Origin of the sequence: Mangrovibacter yixingensis (genome assembly GCF_020523985.1) — a bacterium.
GTDB lineage: Bacteria > Pseudomonadota > Gammaproteobacteria > Enterobacterales > Enterobacteriaceae > Mangrovibacter > Mangrovibacter yixingensis.
Genome location: NZ_JAIVKM010000003.1, coordinates 166,820 through 186,164, shown reverse-complemented (window position 1 = coordinate 186,164; position 19,345 = coordinate 166,820). Strand labels below are relative to the sequence as shown.

The window sequence follows — 19,345 nt, the reverse complement described above, 5'->3', positions numbered from 1 at the left end:
AAGGGCGCGGCATCGTAATCAGCTTTGCAGGCGCAGTCCATGATCTGAAAAGGTAAGAATTAAAATTTTTTTTGTTTCCCCCCTTGATGGATGGCTGCACGCCCCCATCTTCTGGTTATCGAAAAGTTGTTGAATCTGAAAAAAAGACGACAAAAGCGGTTGAAACACTGTTTTTTGGCCGCATAACAGGTTCACAACCACATGAAGACGAATTTTTAGTGGAGACGTTTAGATGGGTAAAATTATTGGTATCGACCTGGGTACAACCAACTCTTGTGTAGCGATTATGGACGGCACCCAGGCGCGAGTTCTGGAAAACGCTGAAGGTGATCGTACTACGCCTTCAATCATTGCTTATACTCAGGATGGTGAAACCCTGGTTGGTCAGCCGGCTAAACGTCAGGCAGTGACTAACCCGCAGAACACCCTGTTTGCGATTAAACGCCTGATTGGCCGCCGCTTCCAGGATGAAGAAGTTCAGCGCGATGTGGCTATTATGCCGTACAAAATCCTGGCTGCTGATAATGGTGATGCGTGGCTGGACGTGAAAGGCCAGAAAATGGCTCCGCCGCAGATTTCTGCTGAAGTTTTGAAAAAAATGAAAAAGACAGCAGAAGACTACCTGGGTGAGACAGTAACTGAAGCTGTTATTACTGTTCCGGCGTACTTCAACGATGCTCAGCGTCAGGCAACTAAAGATGCTGGCCGTATCGCAGGCCTGGAAGTAAAACGTATTATCAACGAACCTACTGCTGCTGCACTGGCTTACGGCCTGGATAAAGAAACCGGTAACCGTACTATCGCTGTGTATGACTTGGGTGGTGGTACTTTCGATATCTCTATCATCGAAATTGATGAAGTTGATGGCGAAAAAACCTTCGAAGTACTGGCAACCAACGGTGATACTCACTTGGGTGGTGAAGACTTCGACAGCCGTCTTATCAACTATCTGGTTGACGAATTTAAGAAAGATCAGGGTATCGACCTGCGTAATGACCCGCTGGCAATGCAGCGTCTGAAAGAAGCGGCAGAAAAAGCGAAAATTGAGCTGTCTTCTGCACAACAGACTGACGTGAACCTGCCGTATATTACTGCGGATGCCACTGGCCCGAAACACATGAACATCAAAGTGACTCGCGCCAAACTGGAATCGCTGGTGGAAGACCTGGTTACGCGTTCAATCGAGCCGCTGAAAGTTGCACTGCAGGATGCTGGTTTGTCTGTATCCGAAGTCAACGACGTTATTCTGGTTGGTGGTCAGACTCGTATGCCAATGGTTCAGAAAAAAGTTTCTGAATTCTTTGGTAAAGAGCCACGTAAAGATGTGAACCCGGATGAAGCTGTTGCTATTGGTGCTGCGGTTCAGGGTGGTGTTCTGACTGGTGATGTTAAAGACGTTCTGCTACTGGATGTTACACCGCTGTCTCTGGGTATCGAAACCATGGGTGGTGTGATGACTGCGCTTATCACTAAAAACACCACTATCCCGACTAAACACAGCCAGGTGTTCTCTACCGCAGAGGATAACCAGTCTGCAGTGACCATCCATGTTCTGCAGGGTGAACGTAAACGTGCGGGTGATAACAAATCACTGGGTCAGTTTAACCTGGATGGTATTAACCCGGCGCCGCGCGGTATGCCACAAATCGAAGTTACTTTCGATATCGATGCTGATGGCATTCTGCACGTTTCTGCGAAAGACAAAAACACGGGTCGTGAGCAGCAGATCACTATCAAAGCCTCTTCTGGTTTGAATGAAGATGAAATCCAGAAAATGGTACGTGAAGCAGAAGCTAACGCAGAATCTGACCGTAAGTTTGAAGAGCTGGTTCAGACCCGTAACCAGGGCGATCACTTGCTGCACAGCACTCGCAAACAAGTGGAAGAAGCAGGCGACAAACTGCCGGCAGAAGACAAAACTGCAATCGAAGCTGCACTGAACGACCTGGATAAGGCGCTGAAAGGTGAAGATAAAGCTGAGATTGAAGCGAAAATGCAGGCTCTGGCTCAGGTTTCTGCAAAATTGATGGAAATCGCTCAGCAACAGCATGCTCAGCAGCAGGCTGATACAGGTTCCGCTGATAACAATGCTGCAAAAGACGACGACGTTGTTGATGCAGAGTTTGAAGAAGTCAAAGATAAAAAATAATCGCCCTGATTGCGGGCGCGGTCATACAAACATTTATGATCGGTAACCAGCACGGGCGTAGAGGTAACTCCACGCCCGTGTACGTATGTCAGGCGACTTAATTCTGCAGTTTATTTCCATATTCAGATTAGGTATGAGCCGTTCCCGGCAATGTTTTCTGGCTGCCTGCTCACTGGGTAGTGAGGCATTTGCCTGATGTAGCGATAACTGTAGTGCCTGTGGAACAGGCTCTAAGGGCAGACACACAATGGCGAAGAAAGACTATTACGAGGTTTTGGGCGTTCCGAAAACAGCGGAAGAGCGTGAAATCAAAAAGGCTTACAAGCGCCTGGCAATGAAATATCACCCTGACCGTAATCAGGGCGATAAAGACGCCGAAGCAAAATTTAAAGAAGTAAAAGAAGCTTACGAAATCCTCACTGATGCGCAGAAACGTGCCGCATATGACCAGTATGGTCATGCTGCTTTTGAGCAGGGCGGAATGGGTGGCGGCGGTTACGGTGGTGGCGGCTTTGGCGGCGGCGGTGCTGATTTCAGCGATATCTTTGGTGATGTATTCGGCGATATCTTTGGTGGTGGCCGCAGAACGCGGGCAGCTCGTGGCGCTGATTTGCGTTACAACATGGAGTTAACGCTGGAAGAAGCTGTCCGTGGCGTGACAAAAGAAATCCGCATTCCAACGCTGGAAGAGTGTGATGTTTGCCATGGTAGTGGTGCAAAACCTGGCTCCACTCCACAAAACTGCCCAACCTGCCATGGTTCTGGCCAGGTCCAAATGCGTCAGGGTTTTTTCACTGTGCAACAAACCTGCCCGCATTGCCAGGGGCGCGGAACGATTATTAAAGATCCCTGCAACAATTGCCATGGCCAAGGCCGTGTCGAAGAGAGCAAAACCTTGTCTGTTAAAATTCCGGCAGGGGTGGACACCGGTGACAGAATTCGTCTGTCAGGCGAAGGCGAAGCAGGGGAGCATGGTGCACCGGCCGGGGACCTGTATGTTCAGGTTCAGGTGAAACAGCACCCTATATTCGAACGTGAAGGTAACAACCTGTATTGCGAAGTTCCCATTAATTTTGCGATGGCTGCATTGGGAGGCGAAATTGAAGTGCCAACCCTGGATGGCCGGGTGAAATTGAAAGTGCCAGGGGAAACCCAAACCGGTAAGCTCTTCCGGATGCGCGGTAAAGGTGTTAAATCTGTGCGTGGCGGGGCACAAGGTGATTTATTGTGCCGGGTTGTAGTAGAAACCCCTGTAGGCCTTAATGATCGCCAGAAACAGTTATTGCAAGAATTGCAGGAAAGCTTTGGTGGGCCAACGGGTGAGAAAAATAGCCCACGTTCCAAAAGCTTTTTCGATGGTGTGAAAAAGTTCTTTGATGACTTAACCCGCTAATTGTCATAATAATTTGACGTATGTCATCTGAAAAAACCCGAGTCGGTTTAAACTGATTCGGGTTTTTCTTTTTTGTATTTCGTATCACACTAAATATGGTACAGAAGTAAACAATACGAGAAATACAGCCTCATCTCTATCTATTGATCGTAAAAACCGAAGTTACTACCTTATATAACCTACTTTTTACGATGAGTTTCTCCCGCTATCCTTATTAACAGTTCCATTAAACCGAAATGTATAACAGTGAATGTTAGGTTGTAATTCATGACGAAACTCATAAAACGTTTTTTTAGTAGTGATGCGTCTGGAGGGGTGATTCTTATCATTGCGGCGGCTCTGGCCATGTTAATGGCTAACCTGGGCGCAACCAGCCAGGCTTACCAGTCTTTCTTATCTATGCCTGTGGAGTTCCGGTTTGGCTTACTGGAAATTAACAAGAACCTACTGCTGTGGGTGAACGATTTTCTGATGGCTATCTTCTTCCTGGTCATTGGGCTTGAAGTTAAGCGTGAAATGATGGTGGGATCGCTGGCCAGTTTACGCCAGTCTTCCTTCCCGGCTATTGCTGCTGTGGGGGGGATGGTTGTACCAGCTCTGGTTTATCTGTTGTTCAATGGCTCGGACCCGGTGACCCGTGAGGGCTGGGCGATTCCTGCCGCCACAGATATTGCATTCGCCCTGGGGATTTTAGCGTTACTGGGTAATCGCGTCCCTGCATCATTGAAAATATTTTTGATGGCGTTAGCTATCATTGATGATCTGGGTGCAATCATTATTATCGCGCTGTTTTACACCAGTGACCTTTCTGTGATGTCTTTGCTGGTAGCAGCAGCAGCTGTGGCTGTGTTGGTTGTAATGAATCTGCTCAATATTCGTCGTACCGGAATTTATATTTTGGTGGGGGCGGTGCTGTGGGCTGCGGTCCTGAAGTCTGGTGTTCATGCCACCCTGGCTGGGGTGATTGTCGGCTTCCTGATTCCGTTGAAAGAAAAAGATGGGCACTCGCCAGCTCGTGAGCTTGAGCATGTGTTGCACCCGTGGGTCGCTTATTTGATTTTGCCCTTGTTTGCGTTTGCCAATGCTGGGGTGTCGTTAGCCGGTGTGGATGCAAATGGCATGTTCTCTGTTCTGCCGCTTGGCATTATTGCAGGTTTGTTTATTGGTAAACCTGTAGGTATTGCTCTGTTCAGCTGGCTGGCAATTAAACTGAAACTAGCCACTTTGCCAGAAGGTACAACCGGCAAGGATATTCTGGCAATTGGTGTGCTGTGCGGAATCGGTTTCACCATGTCTATTTTTATCGCTTCATTAGCGTTTGGCGAACTGGACCCGATGCTTATCAATCTTGCTAAGTTGGGGATTCTGGTTGGGTCAGTCGTTGCAGCAATTACAGGATATGCCTTGTTACGTTACAGGACTGCCGTACGTACCTGACATATCATTTTTAAATGAGCAATGCCCACTGCCACCAGGAGGTGGCAGTGGTGTAATCATTATCAGGGAGTGACAAAATGTCTCATGTAAACTTTAACCATTTGTATTATTTCTGGCATGTCTACAAGGAAGGATCTGTTGTAGGTGCTGCTGAGGCTCTGTATTTGACGCCTCAAACCATTACCGGGCAAATCAAAGCGTTGGAGGAACGTCTACAAGGAAAGTTATTTAAACGAAAAGGGCGCGGCCTGGAACCTAGTGAACTGGGTGAACTGGTATTCCGCTATGCGGACCGTATGTTCACATTAAGCCAGGAAATGCTGGATATCATCAATTATCGCAAAGAATCGCATCTGTTGTTTGATGTGGGTGTAGCAGATGCGTTGTCCAAGCGTCTGGTTAGCGGGGTTCTTGATGCTGTTGTCGTAGAGGATGAGCAAATCCATTTACGTTGCTTTGAATCCACCCATGAAATGCTGCTGGAACAACTTGGTCAGCACAAACTGGATATGATTATTTCTGATTGCCCTATCGATTCCACCCAACAAGAGGGGTTGTTCTCGGTTAAAATTGGCGAGTGCAGTGTCAGCTTTTGGGGTCAACATCCGTTACCACAGCAAGCTTTCCCTGCCTGTCTTGAAGAGCGTAAGCTGTTAATACCCGGGCGGCGCTCTATGCTCGGGCGGCAAATTCTTAACTGGATTAATTCCCAGGGCCTGAAGGTAGAAATTCTCGGCGAGTTCGATGACGCTGCATTAATGAAAGCCTTTGGTGCAGCACATAACGCAATTTTTGTGGCTCCAACACTGTATGGCCAGGACTTTTATCAGGACGAGAATATTACCGAGATAGGGCGTATCGACAACGTGATGGAAGAGTACCACGCTATTTTTGCTGAGCGTATGATTCAGCACCCCGCAGTGCAGCGTATCTGTAACCGTGATTACAGTGAATTGTTTCGCTTGCCTGAAAAAGTGGTTTGAAGATTTATTGAGGACTAATAAAAAAACCGGCTTGCGCCGGTTTTTTTATAAAGCAACAACAAACAGGATTAAGCCAGTTTGTTGATCTGCGCAGTCAAGTTTGCTTTATGACGCGCTGCTTTGTTTTTGTGGATCAGACCTTTGCTGGCCTGACGATCCACGATCGGTTGCATTTCGTTAAATGCTTTTTGTGCAGCTTCTTTGTCGCCAGCTGCAATTGCCGCGTATACCCTTTTAATAAAGGTGCGCATCATAGAGCGACGGCTTGCATTGTGCTTGCGGCGCTTCTCAGATTGTACGGCGCGTTTCTTAGCTGATTTGATATTAGCCAAGGTCCAACTCCCAAATATAATCTATGTGGACGATTCAAAGGCCGAGGAATATGCCCTCTTAGCCTTCTTTTGTCAATGGATTTGTGCAAATAAGCGCCGTTATTGAAGCGGCACCTGTTACCTGATTGTGGCGCAAGATTCTATCAGTTTGCGTGCTGCGAATATAGTCCTGTTGTGAGAAAATGTACTCTGTAAGGTGCTTTTTACATAAAAGAAGAGCGGGCTTGCTCCTGAAGGCAGGCAGTTTATCGCTTACCAGCATCAATCGCGGGTTAACCTTAACCGCTGTACAAGGTATAATCCGCCAATTTCCACAGTCTTGAGCCAGTCATGAAGCTGATACGCGGCATACATAATCTCAGTCAGATACCTCGCGGATGTGTATTAACCATCGGAAATTTCGATGGTGTACATCGTGGTCACCAGGCTTTACTGCAAGGGTTGTGTGCGGAAGGGGTAAAACGTCAACTACCCGTTGTCGTTATGATCTTTGAACCGCAGCCGCTTGAGTTATTTGCCGGGGAAAATGCGCCAGCACGTTTAACGCGTTTGCGGGAAAAATTACATTATCTGTCTGACAGTGCTGTTGATTATGTCCTGTGTGTTCGCTTTGACAGGCGTTTTGCCGCACTGACAGCACAGCAATTTATCACCGATCTGTTGGTTGACAAGCTTGATGTCAAATTACTGGCTGTAGGGGATGATTTCCGTTTTGGTGCTGGTCGCCAGGGCGATTTCCTGTTATTACAGCAGGCGGGTAAAGAGTACGGGTTTGATGTTACCAGTGCACAAACTTATTGCCACGATGGGCTGCGTATCAGCAGTACCTCTGTGCGCCAGGCTCTAAAAGAGGATGATCTTACCCGTGCGGAAAACCTGCTGGGGCATCCGTTTGTGATTTCTGGGCGTGTTGTGCATGGCGATGAACTGGGCAGAACGATTGGTTTCCCCACGGCGAATTTGCCGTTGCGACGCTTGGTATCTCCAGTTAAAGGTGTGTTCGCGGTAGAAGTTTATGGGTTGGGGGACAATCCTATTCCCGGGGTAGCGAACATTGGTACGCGTCCTACGGTTGCTGGCGTGCGTCAGCAGTTGGAAGTACATCTACTGGATACAAACATGAATTTATATGGGCGCCATATTGATGTGGTGTTGCGCCATAAAATTCGTAATGAACAGCGGTTTGCATCACTTGACGCATTGAAAGAGCAAATCGCAAAAGATGAAAGTACGGCCCGTGAATTGTTGGGGCTAAATGTTGAATAACAGGGGCTCGTATGACAGACGCGATGCCCCGGTGGCGGTGAGTATCTAAGCACCGGCGTAATCCCAGAGCGGGTTATTAATCAAACCGAAGACGGAATAGAAAATCTAATGAGTGACTATAAATCTACCCTGAATTTGCCGGAAACAGGGTTCCCGATGCGCGGTGATCTTGCAAAACGCGAGCCGGGTATGCTGGCGCGTTGGACTGATGACGGTCTGTATGACCTCATCCGTAATGCGAAAAAAGGCAAAAAAACATTCATTCTGCATGATGGCCCTCCATATGCGAACGGTAGCATTCATATTGGTCACGCTGTAAACAAGATTCTCAAAGACATTATTATTAAATCCAAAGGGTTGTCTGGCTATGATTCCCCTTATGTTCCTGGCTGGGACTGCCACGGCTTGCCTATCGAATTAAAAGTTGAACAACTGGTGGGTAAACCGGGTGAAAAAGTGTCTGCCAGTGAGTTTCGTGCCGAGTGCCGTAAATATGCCACTGAACAGGTAAACGGCCAGCGTCAGGACTTTATCCGTCTGGGCGTGTTGGGCGACTGGCAGCACCCTTACCTGACGATGAACTATGATACTGAAGCCAATATTATTCGTGCATTAGGTAAAATCATTGGCAACGGTCATTTGCTCAAAGGTGCCAAGCCAGTGCATTGGTGCGTCGACTGCCGCTCTGCCCTGGCAGAGGCTGAAGTTGAGTATTACGACAAAACGTCGCCATCTATTGATGTCGCATTTAATGCTGTCGATGTTGAAGCAGTAAAAGCTGCATTCTCTGTTGAGCAGGTAGCAGGCCCTGTGGCACTGGTTATCTGGACAACGACGCCATGGACCTTGCCTGCAAACCGGGCAATTTCTTTGCATCCTGAATTTGAATATGCGCTGGTTCAGACCGAAGACCGGGCTTTGATTCTGGCAACCGAGTTGGTTGAGAGTGTCATGAAACGCGCCTGTATCACTGAATGGCGCGTTCTGGGTACCGCTAAAGGCGCTGCGCTGGAGTTACTGCGTTTCACACATCCTTTCATGGGCTTTGATGTACCTGCAATCATGGGTGAACACGTCACTCTGGATGCCGGTACTGGTGCCGTTCACACCGCAGGTGGTCATGGCCCTGACGACTATGTCATCAGCCAGAAATATGGCCTGGAAATCGCTAACCCAGTAGGGCCGGATGGTTGCTATCTGCCGGGTACTTATCCGGGGCTGGATGGCGTGCAGGTATTTAAGGCCAATGATCTGGTCGTTAACCTGCTGCGTGATAAAGGTGCATTGCTGCATGTTGAGAAAATGCTGCACAGCTACCCGCATTGCTGGCGCCACAAAACCCCGATTATTTTCCGTGCAACACCGCAGTGGTTTATCAGCATGGATAAACAAGGGCTGCGGATTAAATCCCTGAAAGAAATCGACCGTATCGAACAGGAAGGGCTGGAAAAAGAGCACCTGAGCGGTTGGGTGCCGGCATGGGGTAAGGCACGTATTGAATCAATGGTTGCGAACCGCCCAGACTGGTGTATCTCCCGCCAGCGTACCTGGGGCGTACCGATGGCTTTATTCGTCCATAAACAAACGGAAGAATTGCACCCACGCACTGAAGAGCTGATTGAAGCCGTTGCCCAGCGTGTTGAAAAAGGTGGTATTCAGGCCTGGTGGGATCTGGACCCGCACGAGATCATGGGCAACGAAGCTGATGACTATGTCAAAGTGCCAGATACCCTGGATGTGTGGTTCGATTCCGGTTCAACCAGTTATTCCGTGGTTGATGCCCGCCCTGAGTTTGGCGGCCACACCGCTGATATGTACCTGGAAGGTTCCGACCAGCATCGTGGCTGGTTTATGTCTTCCATGATGATTGGCGTGGCAATGAAAGGCAAAGCGCCTTACCGCCAGGTGTTAACTCACGGGTTCACTGTCGATGGGCAAGGGCGCAAAATGTCCAAATCCATCGGTAATACTGTTAGCCCGCAGGACGTCATGAATAAACTGGGTGCAGATATTCTTCGCCTTTGGGTGGCTTCTACAGATTACACCAGTGAGATGGCGGTTTCTGATGAGATCCTCAAACGTGCCGCTGACGCCTATCGCCGTATTCGTAACACAGCGCGCTTCTTGCTGGCAAACCTGAACGGTTTTGATCCTGCGAAAGATATGGTTCAGCCAGAAGATATGGTGGTGCTGGATCGTTGGGCGGTCGGTTGTGCCCAGGCGGCGCAAGCCGATATTATCGCAGCGTATGAATCCTATGACTTCCATGAAGTGGTACAACGCCTGATGCGTTTCTGCTCCATCGAAATGGGGTCTTTCTACCTCGATATCATTAAAGATCGCCAGTACACGGCTAAACCTGACAGTGTGGCGCGCCGTAGTTGCCAGACTGCGCTTTATCATATTGCTCAGGCTTTGGTTCGCTGGATGGCACCAATCCTTTCTTTCACCGCTGATGAAGTCTGGGGTTATTTACCTGGCGAGCACGAGAAATATGTGTTTACTGGCGAATGGTACCAGGGGCTGTTTGGTCTTGCCGAAGATGAGCCGATGAATGATGCTTTCTGGGATACCCTGTTGAAAGTTCGCGGTGAAGTGAACAAGGTGATTGAACAGGCTCGTGCGGAAAAACGTGTCGGTGGTTCACTGGAAGCCGCTGTGATTCTCTACTCTGACAGCGAACTGGCAAGCAAACTGACAAGCCTTGGCGATGAATTACGATTCGTCCTGTTGACCTCAGGTGCCCATGTTGTCGATTATGCAGCAGCAACAGATGATGCCCAGCAGAGTGAACTGCTCAAAGGGCTGAAAATTGCGCTCCACAAAGCTGAAGGTGATAAATGCCCGCGTTGCTGGCATTACACTTTAGATGTGGGCAAGGTAGCGGAACACGCAGAACTCTGCGGCCGCTGTGTCAGCAATGTCGCCGGTGACGGCGAGCAACGTAAGTTTGCCTGATGAGTAAACCGGTATTTTCAACAGGTCTGCGCTGGCTATGGCTGGCGCTTCTGCTTCTCGTGGTGGATTTGGGTTTTAAACAGTGGATCATGGATAACTTCCAGTTGTTTGAGACCCGTCCGCTAATTCCTTTTTTAAACCTGCATTATGCTCACAACCCGGGTGCGGCATTTAGCTTCCTGGCAGATAAAGACGGCTGGCAACGTTGGTTTTTTGCTGGTATCGCTATCGGTATTTGTGTGGTTCTGGCGGTACTTATGTATCGTGCTAAGGCCTCACAGAAACTGACTAATATTGCCTATGCATTAATTATTGGCGGGGCGCTGGGTAATTTGTTCGATCGTGTCTGGCACGGGTTTGTGGTTGATATGATCGACTTCTATGTTGGCGACTGGCATTTTGCCACCTTTAATATTGCGGATGCCGGTATTTGTATTGGTGCTGCGCTGATTGTACTGGAAGGTTTCTTCGTACAAGGGAAAAACGCAAATCAGAAGGAAAGCTCATGACTGATGTTGTTCAACATGACAGTGCCGTTCTGGTGCATTTTACTCTAACACTGGATGACGGCTCACTGGCTGAATCAACCCGTGATAGCGGTAAGCCTGCGTTATTTCGTTTGGGCGACGGTTCCTTATCTGCCGCACTGGAAGAACAACTTCTCGGGCTGGCTGTTGGGGATAACAAAGCCTTTTCTCTGGCGCCAGACGCCGGGTTTGGCCCGGCAAATCCGGACCTGATTCAGTATTTTTCCCGCCGGGAATTTGTGGACGCAGGCGAACCGGAAGTTGGGATGATTATCGCATTTACTGGTATGGACGGAAATGAAATGCCGGGCATTATTCGTGAAGTTAATGGTGACTCAGTAACCGTGGATTTTAATCATCCCCTGGCTGGGCAAACCGTTAATTTTACGATTGATGTATTAGCGATTAACCCTCAACAGGAGGCAATGAATGCGGATTCTGTTGGCTAATCCTCGTGGTTTTTGTGCCGGGGTTGACCGTGCGATCAGCATTGTTGAAAACGCGCTGGAAATCTACGGCGCGCCAATTTATGTGCGCCACGAAGTGGTACATAACCGCTATGTTGTTGACAGCCTGCGTGAGCGCGGAGCTGTGTTTATTGAACAAATTAGTGAAGTACCCGATGGCTCTATTCTGATATTTTCCGCTCATGGTGTTTCTCAGGCTGTCAGGAATGAAGCCAAAAGCCGTGAGCTGACAGTATTTGATGCAACTTGCCCGTTGGTCACCAAAGTGCATATGGAAGTTGCCAGGGCCAGCCGTCGTGGGGAAGAAGCGATCCTAATCGGCCATGCCGGGCATCCTGAAGTTGAAGGGACGATGGGGCAATACAGTAACCCGCAAGGTGGCATGTATCTTGTTGAGTCCCCCGAAGACGTGATGACTTTACAGGTAAAAGCCCCAGGCCGGCTTTCCTTTATGACTCAAACGACGTTGTCTGTGGATGATACTTCGGATGTTATTGACGCACTTCGCGTACGTTTCCCGGAAATTGTTGGCCCGCGTAAAGACGATATTTGCTACGCCACGACGAACCGCCAGGAGGCTGTTCGTTCACTTGCTCTGGAAGCTGATGTCGTTCTGGTTGTCGGGTCGAAAAATTCATCTAACTCTAACCGCCTTGCTGAACTGGCCCGGCGTATGGGAAAACAGGCCTACCTTATTGATGATGCGAGTGACATCCAGGAAGCCTGGGTACAGAAGATAGCCTGTGTAGGTGTTACGGCAGGTGCTTCAGCACCGGATATTCTGGTACAAAATGTTCTTCAACGCCTGAAAGAGTTGGGTGGGGAAGAGGCTGTCGAATTGACGGGTCGTGAAGAAAATATTGTTTTTGAAGTCCCTAAAGAATTGCGGCTGGATGTGCGTGAAGTGAAATAACGCTACGGTTGCCAGGATTTGCAGAATGCCAGATGATGTCAATCATCTGGCATTTTTTATACACGCTGCAAAGGAGCAGGTATGCAAACCATTCCGGTTATTCTGGATACGGACCCAGGTATTGATGACGCGGTCGCCCTGGCTGCTGCTATCTTTAGCCCGCATATTGACCTCAAACTTATTACTACGGTGGCAGGCAATGTTGGCGTGATGCAAACCACCCGTAATGCCTTGCAACTTTTGGATTTCTGGGGTGAAGATATTCCCGTTGCCCAGGGGGCCATTCGCCCATTGTGCCGTCCACCCGCTGACGCTGCCCATATTCATGGCGAAAGTGGTATGGATGGTTATGCCTTTGCTGCTCCCAGTCAGTCGCCCTTAATTCGCCCGGCATTCATGGCGATGGCTGAATGCCTTCAGGACAGTGCTCGTCCCGTCACGTTGGTGACTATTGGGCCATTGACTAATGTTGCGCTCCTGCTGGCACATTACCCGGACTGTAAAACCAATATTGCACGTATTGTCATGATGGGGGGCTCGGCGGGGCGCGGCAACTTCACTCCCAATGCTGAATTCAATATTGCTATTGATCCGGAAGCGGCTGCACAGGTCATGGAAAGTGGCGTTGAAATAGTAATGTGTGGCCTGGACGTTACCAACCGGGCGGTTCTCACGCCTGACTACATGGCACGTCTAAAAACACAAAGTAAAACCGGGGAAATGCTGTACGCACTATTCAGCCATTACCGTAGTGGCAGCCTTACAACCGGGCTGAGAATGCATGATTTGTGTGCCATTGCCTGGCTTGTTAATCCTGCTCTCTTCCAATTGGTCGATTGCTATGTAGGGGTGGAAACACAGGGTACGTTAACATCAGGGACAACAGTGGTTGATCTGGAAAACCGTTTTAACCGGCCAGCGAATGTGCGTGTTGCACTGGATATTGATGTAGAAGGGTTCCGTCATTGGGTGGATGAAACACTGGCAATGGCGCCTTAATGCACAAATCTGCACCGAGCTGCACATAACCATGATATTAGTGTGGGATTAATGTCTCTTACTGATATTACGAAGCGTTTGTCATAAATTTCTAATTATAGGTGTTTTCGGGTGGCGGCTTGCTTACAGGCTGGTTAACCTGAGAGCGTTTTTATGCATATCAACAAGAGCCTCAATATGGAAGAAGTACAAATTCGCGTCGCTATTGTAGGCGCCGGTGGCCGTATGGGCCGACAGTTAATCCAGGCAGTACAGCAAATGGAAGGTGTAGTTCTCGGGGCTGCACTGGAGCGCAATGGGTCTTCTCTGGTGGGAAGCGATGCGGGGGAACTGGCGGGTGTCGGGCATTCTGGTATTACCGTTCAGGACTCACTGGACAGTATTGCAAATGATTTTGATGTGTTAATCGATTTTACTCGCCCGGAAGGCACGCTGGCACATTTGGCATTTTGCCGTGATCACGGCAAAGGCATGGTGATAGGCACCACAGGCTTTGATGATGCAGGTAAACAGGCCATTAAAGACGCCAGTGCGTCTATTCCTGTTGTTTTCGCAGCTAATTTCAGTGTTGGTGTGAATGTGATGCTGAAACTGCTGGAAAAGGCCGCAACAGTGATGGGTGATTACACTGACATCGAGATTGTTGAAGCACACCACCGCCATAAAGTTGATGCACCTTCGGGGACGGCACTGGCAATGGGCGAGTCAATTGCCAGTGCTTTAGGTAAGGACCTGAAGGAGTGTGCGGTGTACAGCCGGGAAGGCTATACCGGCGAACGAGTTGCGGGCACCATTGGTTTTGCCACCGTGAGGGCCGGGGATATTGTTGGGGAGCACACCGCGATGTTTGCAGATATTGGTGAGCGCCTTGAGGTAACCCATAAAGCATCCAGCCGCATGACATTTGCTAATGGTGCTGTTCGTTCAGCCATGTGGTTAAAAGGCAAAAAAAATGGCCTTTATGATATGCGGGATGTCCTTAATTTAAATGAATTATAGTTTTATTACCCAATCGTGATGTGGTTATTGCAATCTTAACTTTTTGATTGGCAGGGCAATATTTTTGTTGCCCTTTTTATTTTTGTTTTTTTGTCTGTCTTATTTGATTTTATCTCCATAACTCATGAAATCATCAGTTTTCTCTTGTTTTTTCTCCTTTTGATAACAATTTTGACCATGTGGTCCACTTTTACGTGAGGAAGTTTTATTTTTCACAGTTAAATCTGATGATTTGGGTTTTTTACACCAGTTTTATTACTTGTTTTAAGCTAAAGGGAGGTGTTATTGCCCAGGTTGGCTAAAATGAAAAGAAAAATCCCCCTCTCGCTGGACTTTTGGCAATGTTGTCTTTAGAATGCCGCCGTTTGCCAAAAATTCGCCAGACAGGCGTTTTTGCGTTGATTCATACACTATTTATGAATTAATATGCAAATATACTGATTTTTTATTCCCTGGAGGACGTTTTGATTAAGTCAGCGCTGTTGGTTCTGGAAGACGGAACCCAATTCCACGGTCGGGCCATTGGGGCTACAGGACAGGCCGTTGGGGAAGTCGTTTTCAATACTTCAATGACCGGTTATCAAGAAATCCTCACTGATCCTTCCTACTCTCGCCAAATTGTCACTCTTACTTATCCTCATATCGGTAACGTTGGTACCAATGAAGCCGATGAAGAGTCGTCACAAGTGCATGCTCAAGGGTTAGTGATCCGCGACCTGCCATTGATTGCCAGCAACTTCAGGGACACTGAAGACCTGTCGTCTTATCTGAAGCGTAACAACATTGTCGCGATTGCTGATATTGACACGCGTAAACTGACTCGTCTGTTACGTGAGAAAGGCGCACAGAACGGCTGCATCATTACTGGTGATAACCCAGATGCTGCATTGGCGCTGGAGAAAGCCAAAGCGTTCCCTGGCCTGAGTGGTATGGACCTGGCTAAAGAAGTTACTGCAAAAGAAGCCTGGAGCTGGACACAAGGCTCATGGTCGTTAACCAACGGCTTGCCAGAAGCGGCACAAGACGGTGACTTACCCTTCCACGTTGTTGCATACGATTTTGGCGTTAAACGCAATATCCTGCGAATGCTGGTTGACCGTGGTTGCCGTATTACCGTGGTGCCAGCCCAGACTTCGGCAGATGACGTGCTGAAGCTGAATCCGGATGGCATTTTCCTGTCTAACGGCCCTGGTGATCCGGCACCTTGTGATTACGCTATTCGCGCTATTGAGCAATTCCTGACTACCGATATCCCGGTCTTTGGTATCTGCCTGGGGCACCAGTTGCTGGCGCTGGCAAGCGGTGCAAAAACTGTAAAAATGAAATTTGGCCACCATGGTGGTAACCATCCGGTAAAAGATCTCGAACATAACCGTGTAATGATTACTGCTCAGAACCATGGCTTCGCAGTTGACGAAGCGAGCCTGCCAGGTCACTTGCGTATCACCCATAAATCCTTGTTCGATGGCACTCTCCAGGGTATTCACCGCACAGATAAGCCAGCTTTTAGTTTCCAGGGGCACCCTGAGGCAAGCCCGGGCCCACATGATGCGGCACCGCTGTTTGACCACTTTATCGATTTGATTAAGCAATACCGTTCAGTAGCGAAATAATCAGGAGCCTGAAACCATGCCAAAACGTACAGATATTAAAAGCATCCTGATTCTTGGTGCTGGTCCAATTGTGATTGGCCAGGCTTGCGAATTCGACTATTCCGGTGCACAGGCGTGTAAAGCGCTGCGCGAAGAAGGTTACCGGGTTGTTCTGGTTAACTCGAACCCGGCAACCATCATGACTGACCCCAACATGGCTGATGCAACATACATCGAGCCTATTCACTGGGAAGTCGTTCGCAAAATTATTGAAAAAGAGCGCCCGGATGCGGTGTTGCCTACCATGGGTGGGCAAACTGCACTGAACTGTGCTCTGGAACTGGAACGCCAGGGTGTGCTGGAAGAGTTCGGTGTCACCATGATTGGTGCAACCGCCGATGCCATTGATAAAGCCGAAGATCGCCAGCGCTTTGATAAAGCGATGAAGAAAATTGGTCTGGAAACCGCGCGCTCTGGTATTGCTCATACCATGGAAGAGGCACTGGCTGTTGCTGCAGATGTGGGTTACCCCTGTATCATTCGTCCTTCCTTTACTATGGGCGGCACTGGTGGCGGTATTGCTTATAACCGCGAAGAGTTTGAAGATATTTGCCAGCGTGGTCTGGACCTTTCCCCAACCCGTGAACTGCTGATTGATGAATCACTGATTGGCTGGAAAGAGTACGAAATGGAAGTGGTGCGTGACAAAAATGATAACTGCATTATTGTCTGCTCAATCGAAAACTTCGATGCCATGGGGATTCACACCGGGGATTCCATTACAGTCGCCCCGGCTCAAACGCTGACGGATAAAGAATACCAAATCATGCGTAACGCTTCGATGGCGGTGCTGCGTGAGATTGGTGTTGAAACGGGTGGTTCCAACGTACAGTTTTCTGTAAACCCGAAAAACGGGCGTCTTATTGTTATCGAAATGAACCCGCGTGTTTCCCGTTCTTCTGCACTGGCTTCTAAAGCAACAGGTTTCCCGATTGCCAAAGTGGCTGCCAAACTGGCGGTGGGTTACACCCTGGATGAGTTGATGAATGATATCACCGGGGGCCGTACTCCTGCTTCCTTTGAGCCATCCATCGACTATGTCGTCACTAAAATTCCTCGCTTTAACTTCGAAAAATTCGCAGGGGCGAATGACCGCCTGACCACGCAAATGAAATCCGTGGGTGAAGTAATGGCGATTGGCCGTACTCAACAGGAATCACTGCAAAAAGCGCTGCGTGGACTGGAAGTGGGCGCGACAGGCTTTGATCCTAAAGTTAGCCTGGATGATCCGGAAGCTTTGACCAAAATTCGCCGTGAACTGAAAGATGCCGGTTCAGACCGTATTTGGTATATCGCGGATGCTTTCCGTGCAGGTTTGTCTGTTGATGGTGTCTTCAACCTGACGAATATTGATCGCTGGTTCTTGGTACAAATTGAAGAGTTGGTGCGTCTGGAAGAACAGGTTGCCGATGTGGGTATCAATGGCCTGGATGCAGAGTTCCTGCACCAGTTGAAACGCAAAGGCTTTGCCGATGCACGGCTGGCTAAACTGGCTGGTGTGCGTGAAGGGGAAGTGCGTAAGCTGCGTGAGCAATATGGCTTGCACCCGGTTTACAAACGGGTTGATACCTGTGCGGCAGAGTTCGCCACTGATACGGCGTATATGTACTCAACCTACGATGAAGAGTGTGAGTCGAACCCACATCAGGACCGCGATAAAATCATGGTGCTGGGCGGTGGGCCAAACCGTATCGGGCAGGGGATCGAGTTCGACTACTGCTGTGTGCATGCATCACTTGCGCTGCGCGAAGATGGTTACGAAACCATTATGGTGAACTGTAACCCGGAAACAGTATCAACCGATTATGACACATCAGACCGTCTCTACTTCGAACCGGTTACGCTGGAAGATGTTCTGGAAATCGTGCGTATCGAAAAACCGAAGGGTGTGATTGTTCAGTATGGCGGTCAAACTCCGCTGAAACTGGCTCGTGACCTTGAAGCTGCAGGTGTACCTGTGATTGGTACCAGCCCGGATGCGATTGACCGTGCAGAAGACCGCGAACGTTTCCAGCATGCGGTTGAACGCCTGAAACTGAAACAGCCTGCGAATGCGACAGTAACCGCAATTGAGCAGGCAGTGGAAAAAGCAGTGCAGATTGGCTACCCGCTGGTTGTGCGCCCGTCTTACGTACTGGGTGGCCGGGCAATGGAAATTGTCTACGACGAAACAGACTTGCGCCGTTACTTTGCTACAGCTGTGAGTGTATCTAACGATGCACCGGTACTGCTTGACCACTTCCTGGATGATGCTGTTGAAGTAGACGTGGATGCTATCTGTGATGGTGAAACGGTATTAATCGGCGGCATCATGGAGCACATCGAACAGGCTGGCGTTCACTCTGGTGACTCTGCCTGCTCACTGCCTGCTTACACTTTGAGCAAAGAAATTCAGGATGTAATGCGCCAGCAGGTTCAAAAACTGGCCTTCGAATTGCAGGTTCGTGGCCTGATGAACGTACAGTTCGCCGTGAAAGACAATGAAGTGTACCTGATTGAAGTTAACCCGCGTGCAGCGCGTACGGTTCCGTTCGTGTCGAAAGCAACGGGTGTCTCGCTGGCGAAAGTCGCTGCCCGTGTAATGACTGGCAAAACGCTGGTTGAGCAGGGTTATACCAAGGAAGTGATTCCACCTTACTACTCCGTTAAAGAAGTGGTTCTGCCGTTCAACAAATTCCCGGGTGTTGACCCGCTGTTGGGGCCAGAAATGCGTTCTACTGGTGAAGTGATGGGGGTTGGGCGCACGTTTGCGGAAGCCTTTGCTAAAGCACAATTGGGCAGTAACTCCAATATGCAAAAGTCTGGCCGCGCACTGCTTTCTGTTCGCGAAGGTGATAAAGAACGTGTGGTTGACCTGGCTGCTAAATTGCAGAAACAGGGCTTTGAACTGGATGCAACACACGGTACTGCCATTGTGTTGGGCGAGGCGGGTATTAACCCCCGCCTGGTGAACAAGGTGCATGAAGGTCGTCCGCATATTCAGGATCGTATCAAGAATGGCGAATATACCTATATCATTAACACCACCGCTGGGCGTCAGGCTATTGAGGATTCCAAACTCATTCGCCGCAGTGCTTTGCAATATAAAGTGCATTATGACACCACACTGAATGGTGGTTTTGCGACAGCAATGGCTCTCAACGCCGATGCTAAAGAGAAAGTTATCTCTGTGCAGGAAATGCACGCGCAAATTAATAAATAACCCCGGTTTGCCAGTGTAATGTTGAAAGCCCGCTTTTGCGGGCTTTTTTGTCCCATCAATTTATTTGC

14 protein-coding genes are annotated in these 19,345 nt (G+C 48.9%); 13 read left to right on the top strand and 1 reads right to left on the bottom strand.

Translation table 11 applies throughout. The features are described 5' to 3' along the window. The first annotated feature begins 232 nt into the window (after window positions 1–232). The 4 genes from dnaK (at window position 233) to nhaR (ending at window position 5,962) form a co-directional block, all read left to right on the top strand. Entirely contained in the window at window positions 233–2,149 is a 1,917-nt protein-coding gene (dnaK, locus tag LC084_RS14705) for a molecular chaperone DnaK (protein WP_226571948.1), read from the top strand. A 247-nt stretch (window positions 2,150–2,396) separates the two neighbouring features. Further along, the gene (gene dnaJ / locus LC084_RS14700) at window positions 2,397–3,542 is read left to right on the top strand and encodes a molecular chaperone DnaJ (RefSeq protein WP_226571947.1); all 1,146 of its coding nucleotides are present in this window, start codon (window positions 2,397–2,399) and stop codon (window positions 3,540–3,542) included. Window positions 3,543–3,809: 267 nt separating this feature from the next. Then, the gene (gene nhaA, locus LC084_RS14695; RefSeq protein WP_226571946.1) at window positions 3,810–4,979 is read left to right on the top strand and encodes a Na+/H+ antiporter NhaA; all 1,170 of its coding nucleotides are present in this window, start codon (window positions 3,810–3,812) and stop codon (window positions 4,977–4,979) included. 77 nt (window positions 4,980–5,056) lie between these two features. Then, window positions 5,057–5,962: a transcriptional activator NhaR gene (nhaR, locus tag LC084_RS14690; RefSeq protein WP_226571945.1), complete on the top strand. Its 906-nt coding sequence runs from the start codon at window positions 5,057–5,059 to the stop codon at window positions 5,960–5,962. Window positions 5,963–6,030: 68 nt separating this feature from the next. Here the strand turns inward: nhaR and rpsT are convergent, their stop codons facing one another. Further along, complete coding sequence (gene rpsT, locus LC084_RS14685; RefSeq protein ID WP_226571944.1) at window positions 6,031–6,294, bottom strand: 30S ribosomal protein S20; 264 nt, start codon at window positions 6,292–6,294, stop codon at window positions 6,031–6,033. A 330-nt stretch (window positions 6,295–6,624) separates the two neighbouring features. Here rpsT and ribF point away from each other — a divergent pair, with 330 nt between their 5' ends. The 9 genes from ribF (at window position 6,625) to carB (ending at window position 19,277) form a co-directional block, all read left to right on the top strand. Continuing rightward, entirely contained in the window at window positions 6,625–7,560 is a 936-nt protein-coding gene (gene ribF / locus LC084_RS14680) for a bifunctional riboflavin kinase/FAD synthetase (protein ID WP_226571943.1), read from the top strand. Between the two features lie 108 nt (window positions 7,561–7,668). Beyond that, the gene (gene ileS / locus LC084_RS14675) at window positions 7,669–10,518 is read left to right on the top strand and encodes an isoleucine--tRNA ligase (RefSeq protein ID WP_226571942.1); all 2,850 of its coding nucleotides are present in this window, start codon (window positions 7,669–7,671) and stop codon (window positions 10,516–10,518) included. Continuing rightward, on the top strand, window positions 10,518–11,027 hold the full coding sequence (gene lspA / locus LC084_RS14670; RefSeq protein ID WP_226571941.1) for a signal peptidase II: 510 nt from the start codon (window positions 10,518–10,520) through the stop codon (window positions 11,025–11,027). The genes ileS and lspA overlap by 1 nt, the downstream gene beginning before the upstream one ends. Next, window positions 11,024–11,494, top strand: a complete 471-nt coding sequence (gene fkpB, locus LC084_RS14665) for an FKBP-type peptidyl-prolyl cis-trans isomerase (RefSeq protein ID WP_226571940.1) — start codon at window positions 11,024–11,026, stop codon at window positions 11,492–11,494. The genes lspA and fkpB overlap by 4 nt, the downstream gene beginning before the upstream one ends. After that, entirely contained in the window at window positions 11,475–12,425 is a 951-nt protein-coding gene (gene ispH / locus LC084_RS14660) for a 4-hydroxy-3-methylbut-2-enyl diphosphate reductase (protein ID WP_226571939.1), read from the top strand. Before fkpB ends, ispH begins: the two co-directional genes overlap by 20 nt. 81 nt (window positions 12,426–12,506) lie before the next feature. Beyond that, the gene (gene rihC / locus LC084_RS14655; RefSeq protein WP_226571938.1) at window positions 12,507–13,424 is read left to right on the top strand and encodes a ribonucleoside hydrolase RihC; all 918 of its coding nucleotides are present in this window, start codon (window positions 12,507–12,509) and stop codon (window positions 13,422–13,424) included. A 177-nt stretch (window positions 13,425–13,601) separates the two neighbouring features. Next, window positions 13,602–14,423, top strand: coding sequence for a 4-hydroxy-tetrahydrodipicolinate reductase (gene dapB, locus LC084_RS14650; protein ID WP_226571937.1), 822 nt, complete (start codon window positions 13,602–13,604; stop codon window positions 14,421–14,423). 464 nt (window positions 14,424–14,887) lie between these two features. Next, complete coding sequence (gene carA / locus LC084_RS14645) at window positions 14,888–16,036, top strand: glutamine-hydrolyzing carbamoyl-phosphate synthase small subunit (protein ID WP_226571936.1); 1,149 nt, start codon at window positions 14,888–14,890, stop codon at window positions 16,034–16,036. Window positions 16,037–16,052: 16 nt separating this feature from the next. After that, window positions 16,053–19,277 carry a carbamoyl-phosphate synthase large subunit gene (gene carB, locus LC084_RS14640; protein WP_226571935.1) on the top strand — a complete coding sequence of 1,075 codons (3,225 nt, stop codon included), beginning with the start codon at window positions 16,053–16,055 and terminating at the stop codon, window positions 19,275–19,277. Window positions 19,278–19,345 lie beyond the last annotated feature (68 nt).

Bases quoted from the DNA above. Each gene is read 5' to 3' on its own strand.
- dnaJ (WP_226571947.1), top strand. From the start codon at position 2,397: ATGGCGAAGAAAGACTATTACGAGGTTTTGGGCGTTCCGAAAACAGCG.
- dapB (WP_226571937.1), top strand. From the start codon at position 13,602: ATGGAAGAAGTACAAATTCGCGTCGCTATTGTAGGCGCCGGTGGCCGT.
- ispH (WP_226571939.1), top strand. From the start codon at position 11,475: ATGCGGATTCTGTTGGCTAATCCTCGTGGTTTTTGTGCCGGGGTTGAC.
- rihC (WP_226571938.1), top strand. From the start codon at position 12,507: ATGCAAACCATTCCGGTTATTCTGGATACGGACCCAGGTATTGATGAC.
- ileS (WP_226571942.1), top strand. From the start codon at position 7,669: ATGAGTGACTATAAATCTACCCTGAATTTGCCGGAAACAGGGTTCCCG.
- ribF (WP_226571943.1), top strand. From the start codon at position 6,625: ATGAAGCTGATACGCGGCATACATAATCTCAGTCAGATACCTCGCGGA.
- fkpB (WP_226571940.1), top strand. From the start codon at position 11,024: ATGACTGATGTTGTTCAACATGACAGTGCCGTTCTGGTGCATTTTACT.
- carB (WP_226571935.1), top strand. From the start codon at position 16,053: ATGCCAAAACGTACAGATATTAAAAGCATCCTGATTCTTGGTGCTGGT.
- nhaR (WP_226571945.1), top strand. From the start codon at position 5,057: ATGTCTCATGTAAACTTTAACCATTTGTATTATTTCTGGCATGTCTAC.
- nhaA (WP_226571946.1), top strand. From the start codon at position 3,810: ATGACGAAACTCATAAAACGTTTTTTTAGTAGTGATGCGTCTGGAGGG.
- lspA (WP_226571941.1), top strand. From the start codon at position 10,518: ATGAGTAAACCGGTATTTTCAACAGGTCTGCGCTGGCTATGGCTGGCG.
- dnaK (WP_226571948.1), top strand. From the start codon at position 233: ATGGGTAAAATTATTGGTATCGACCTGGGTACAACCAACTCTTGTGTA.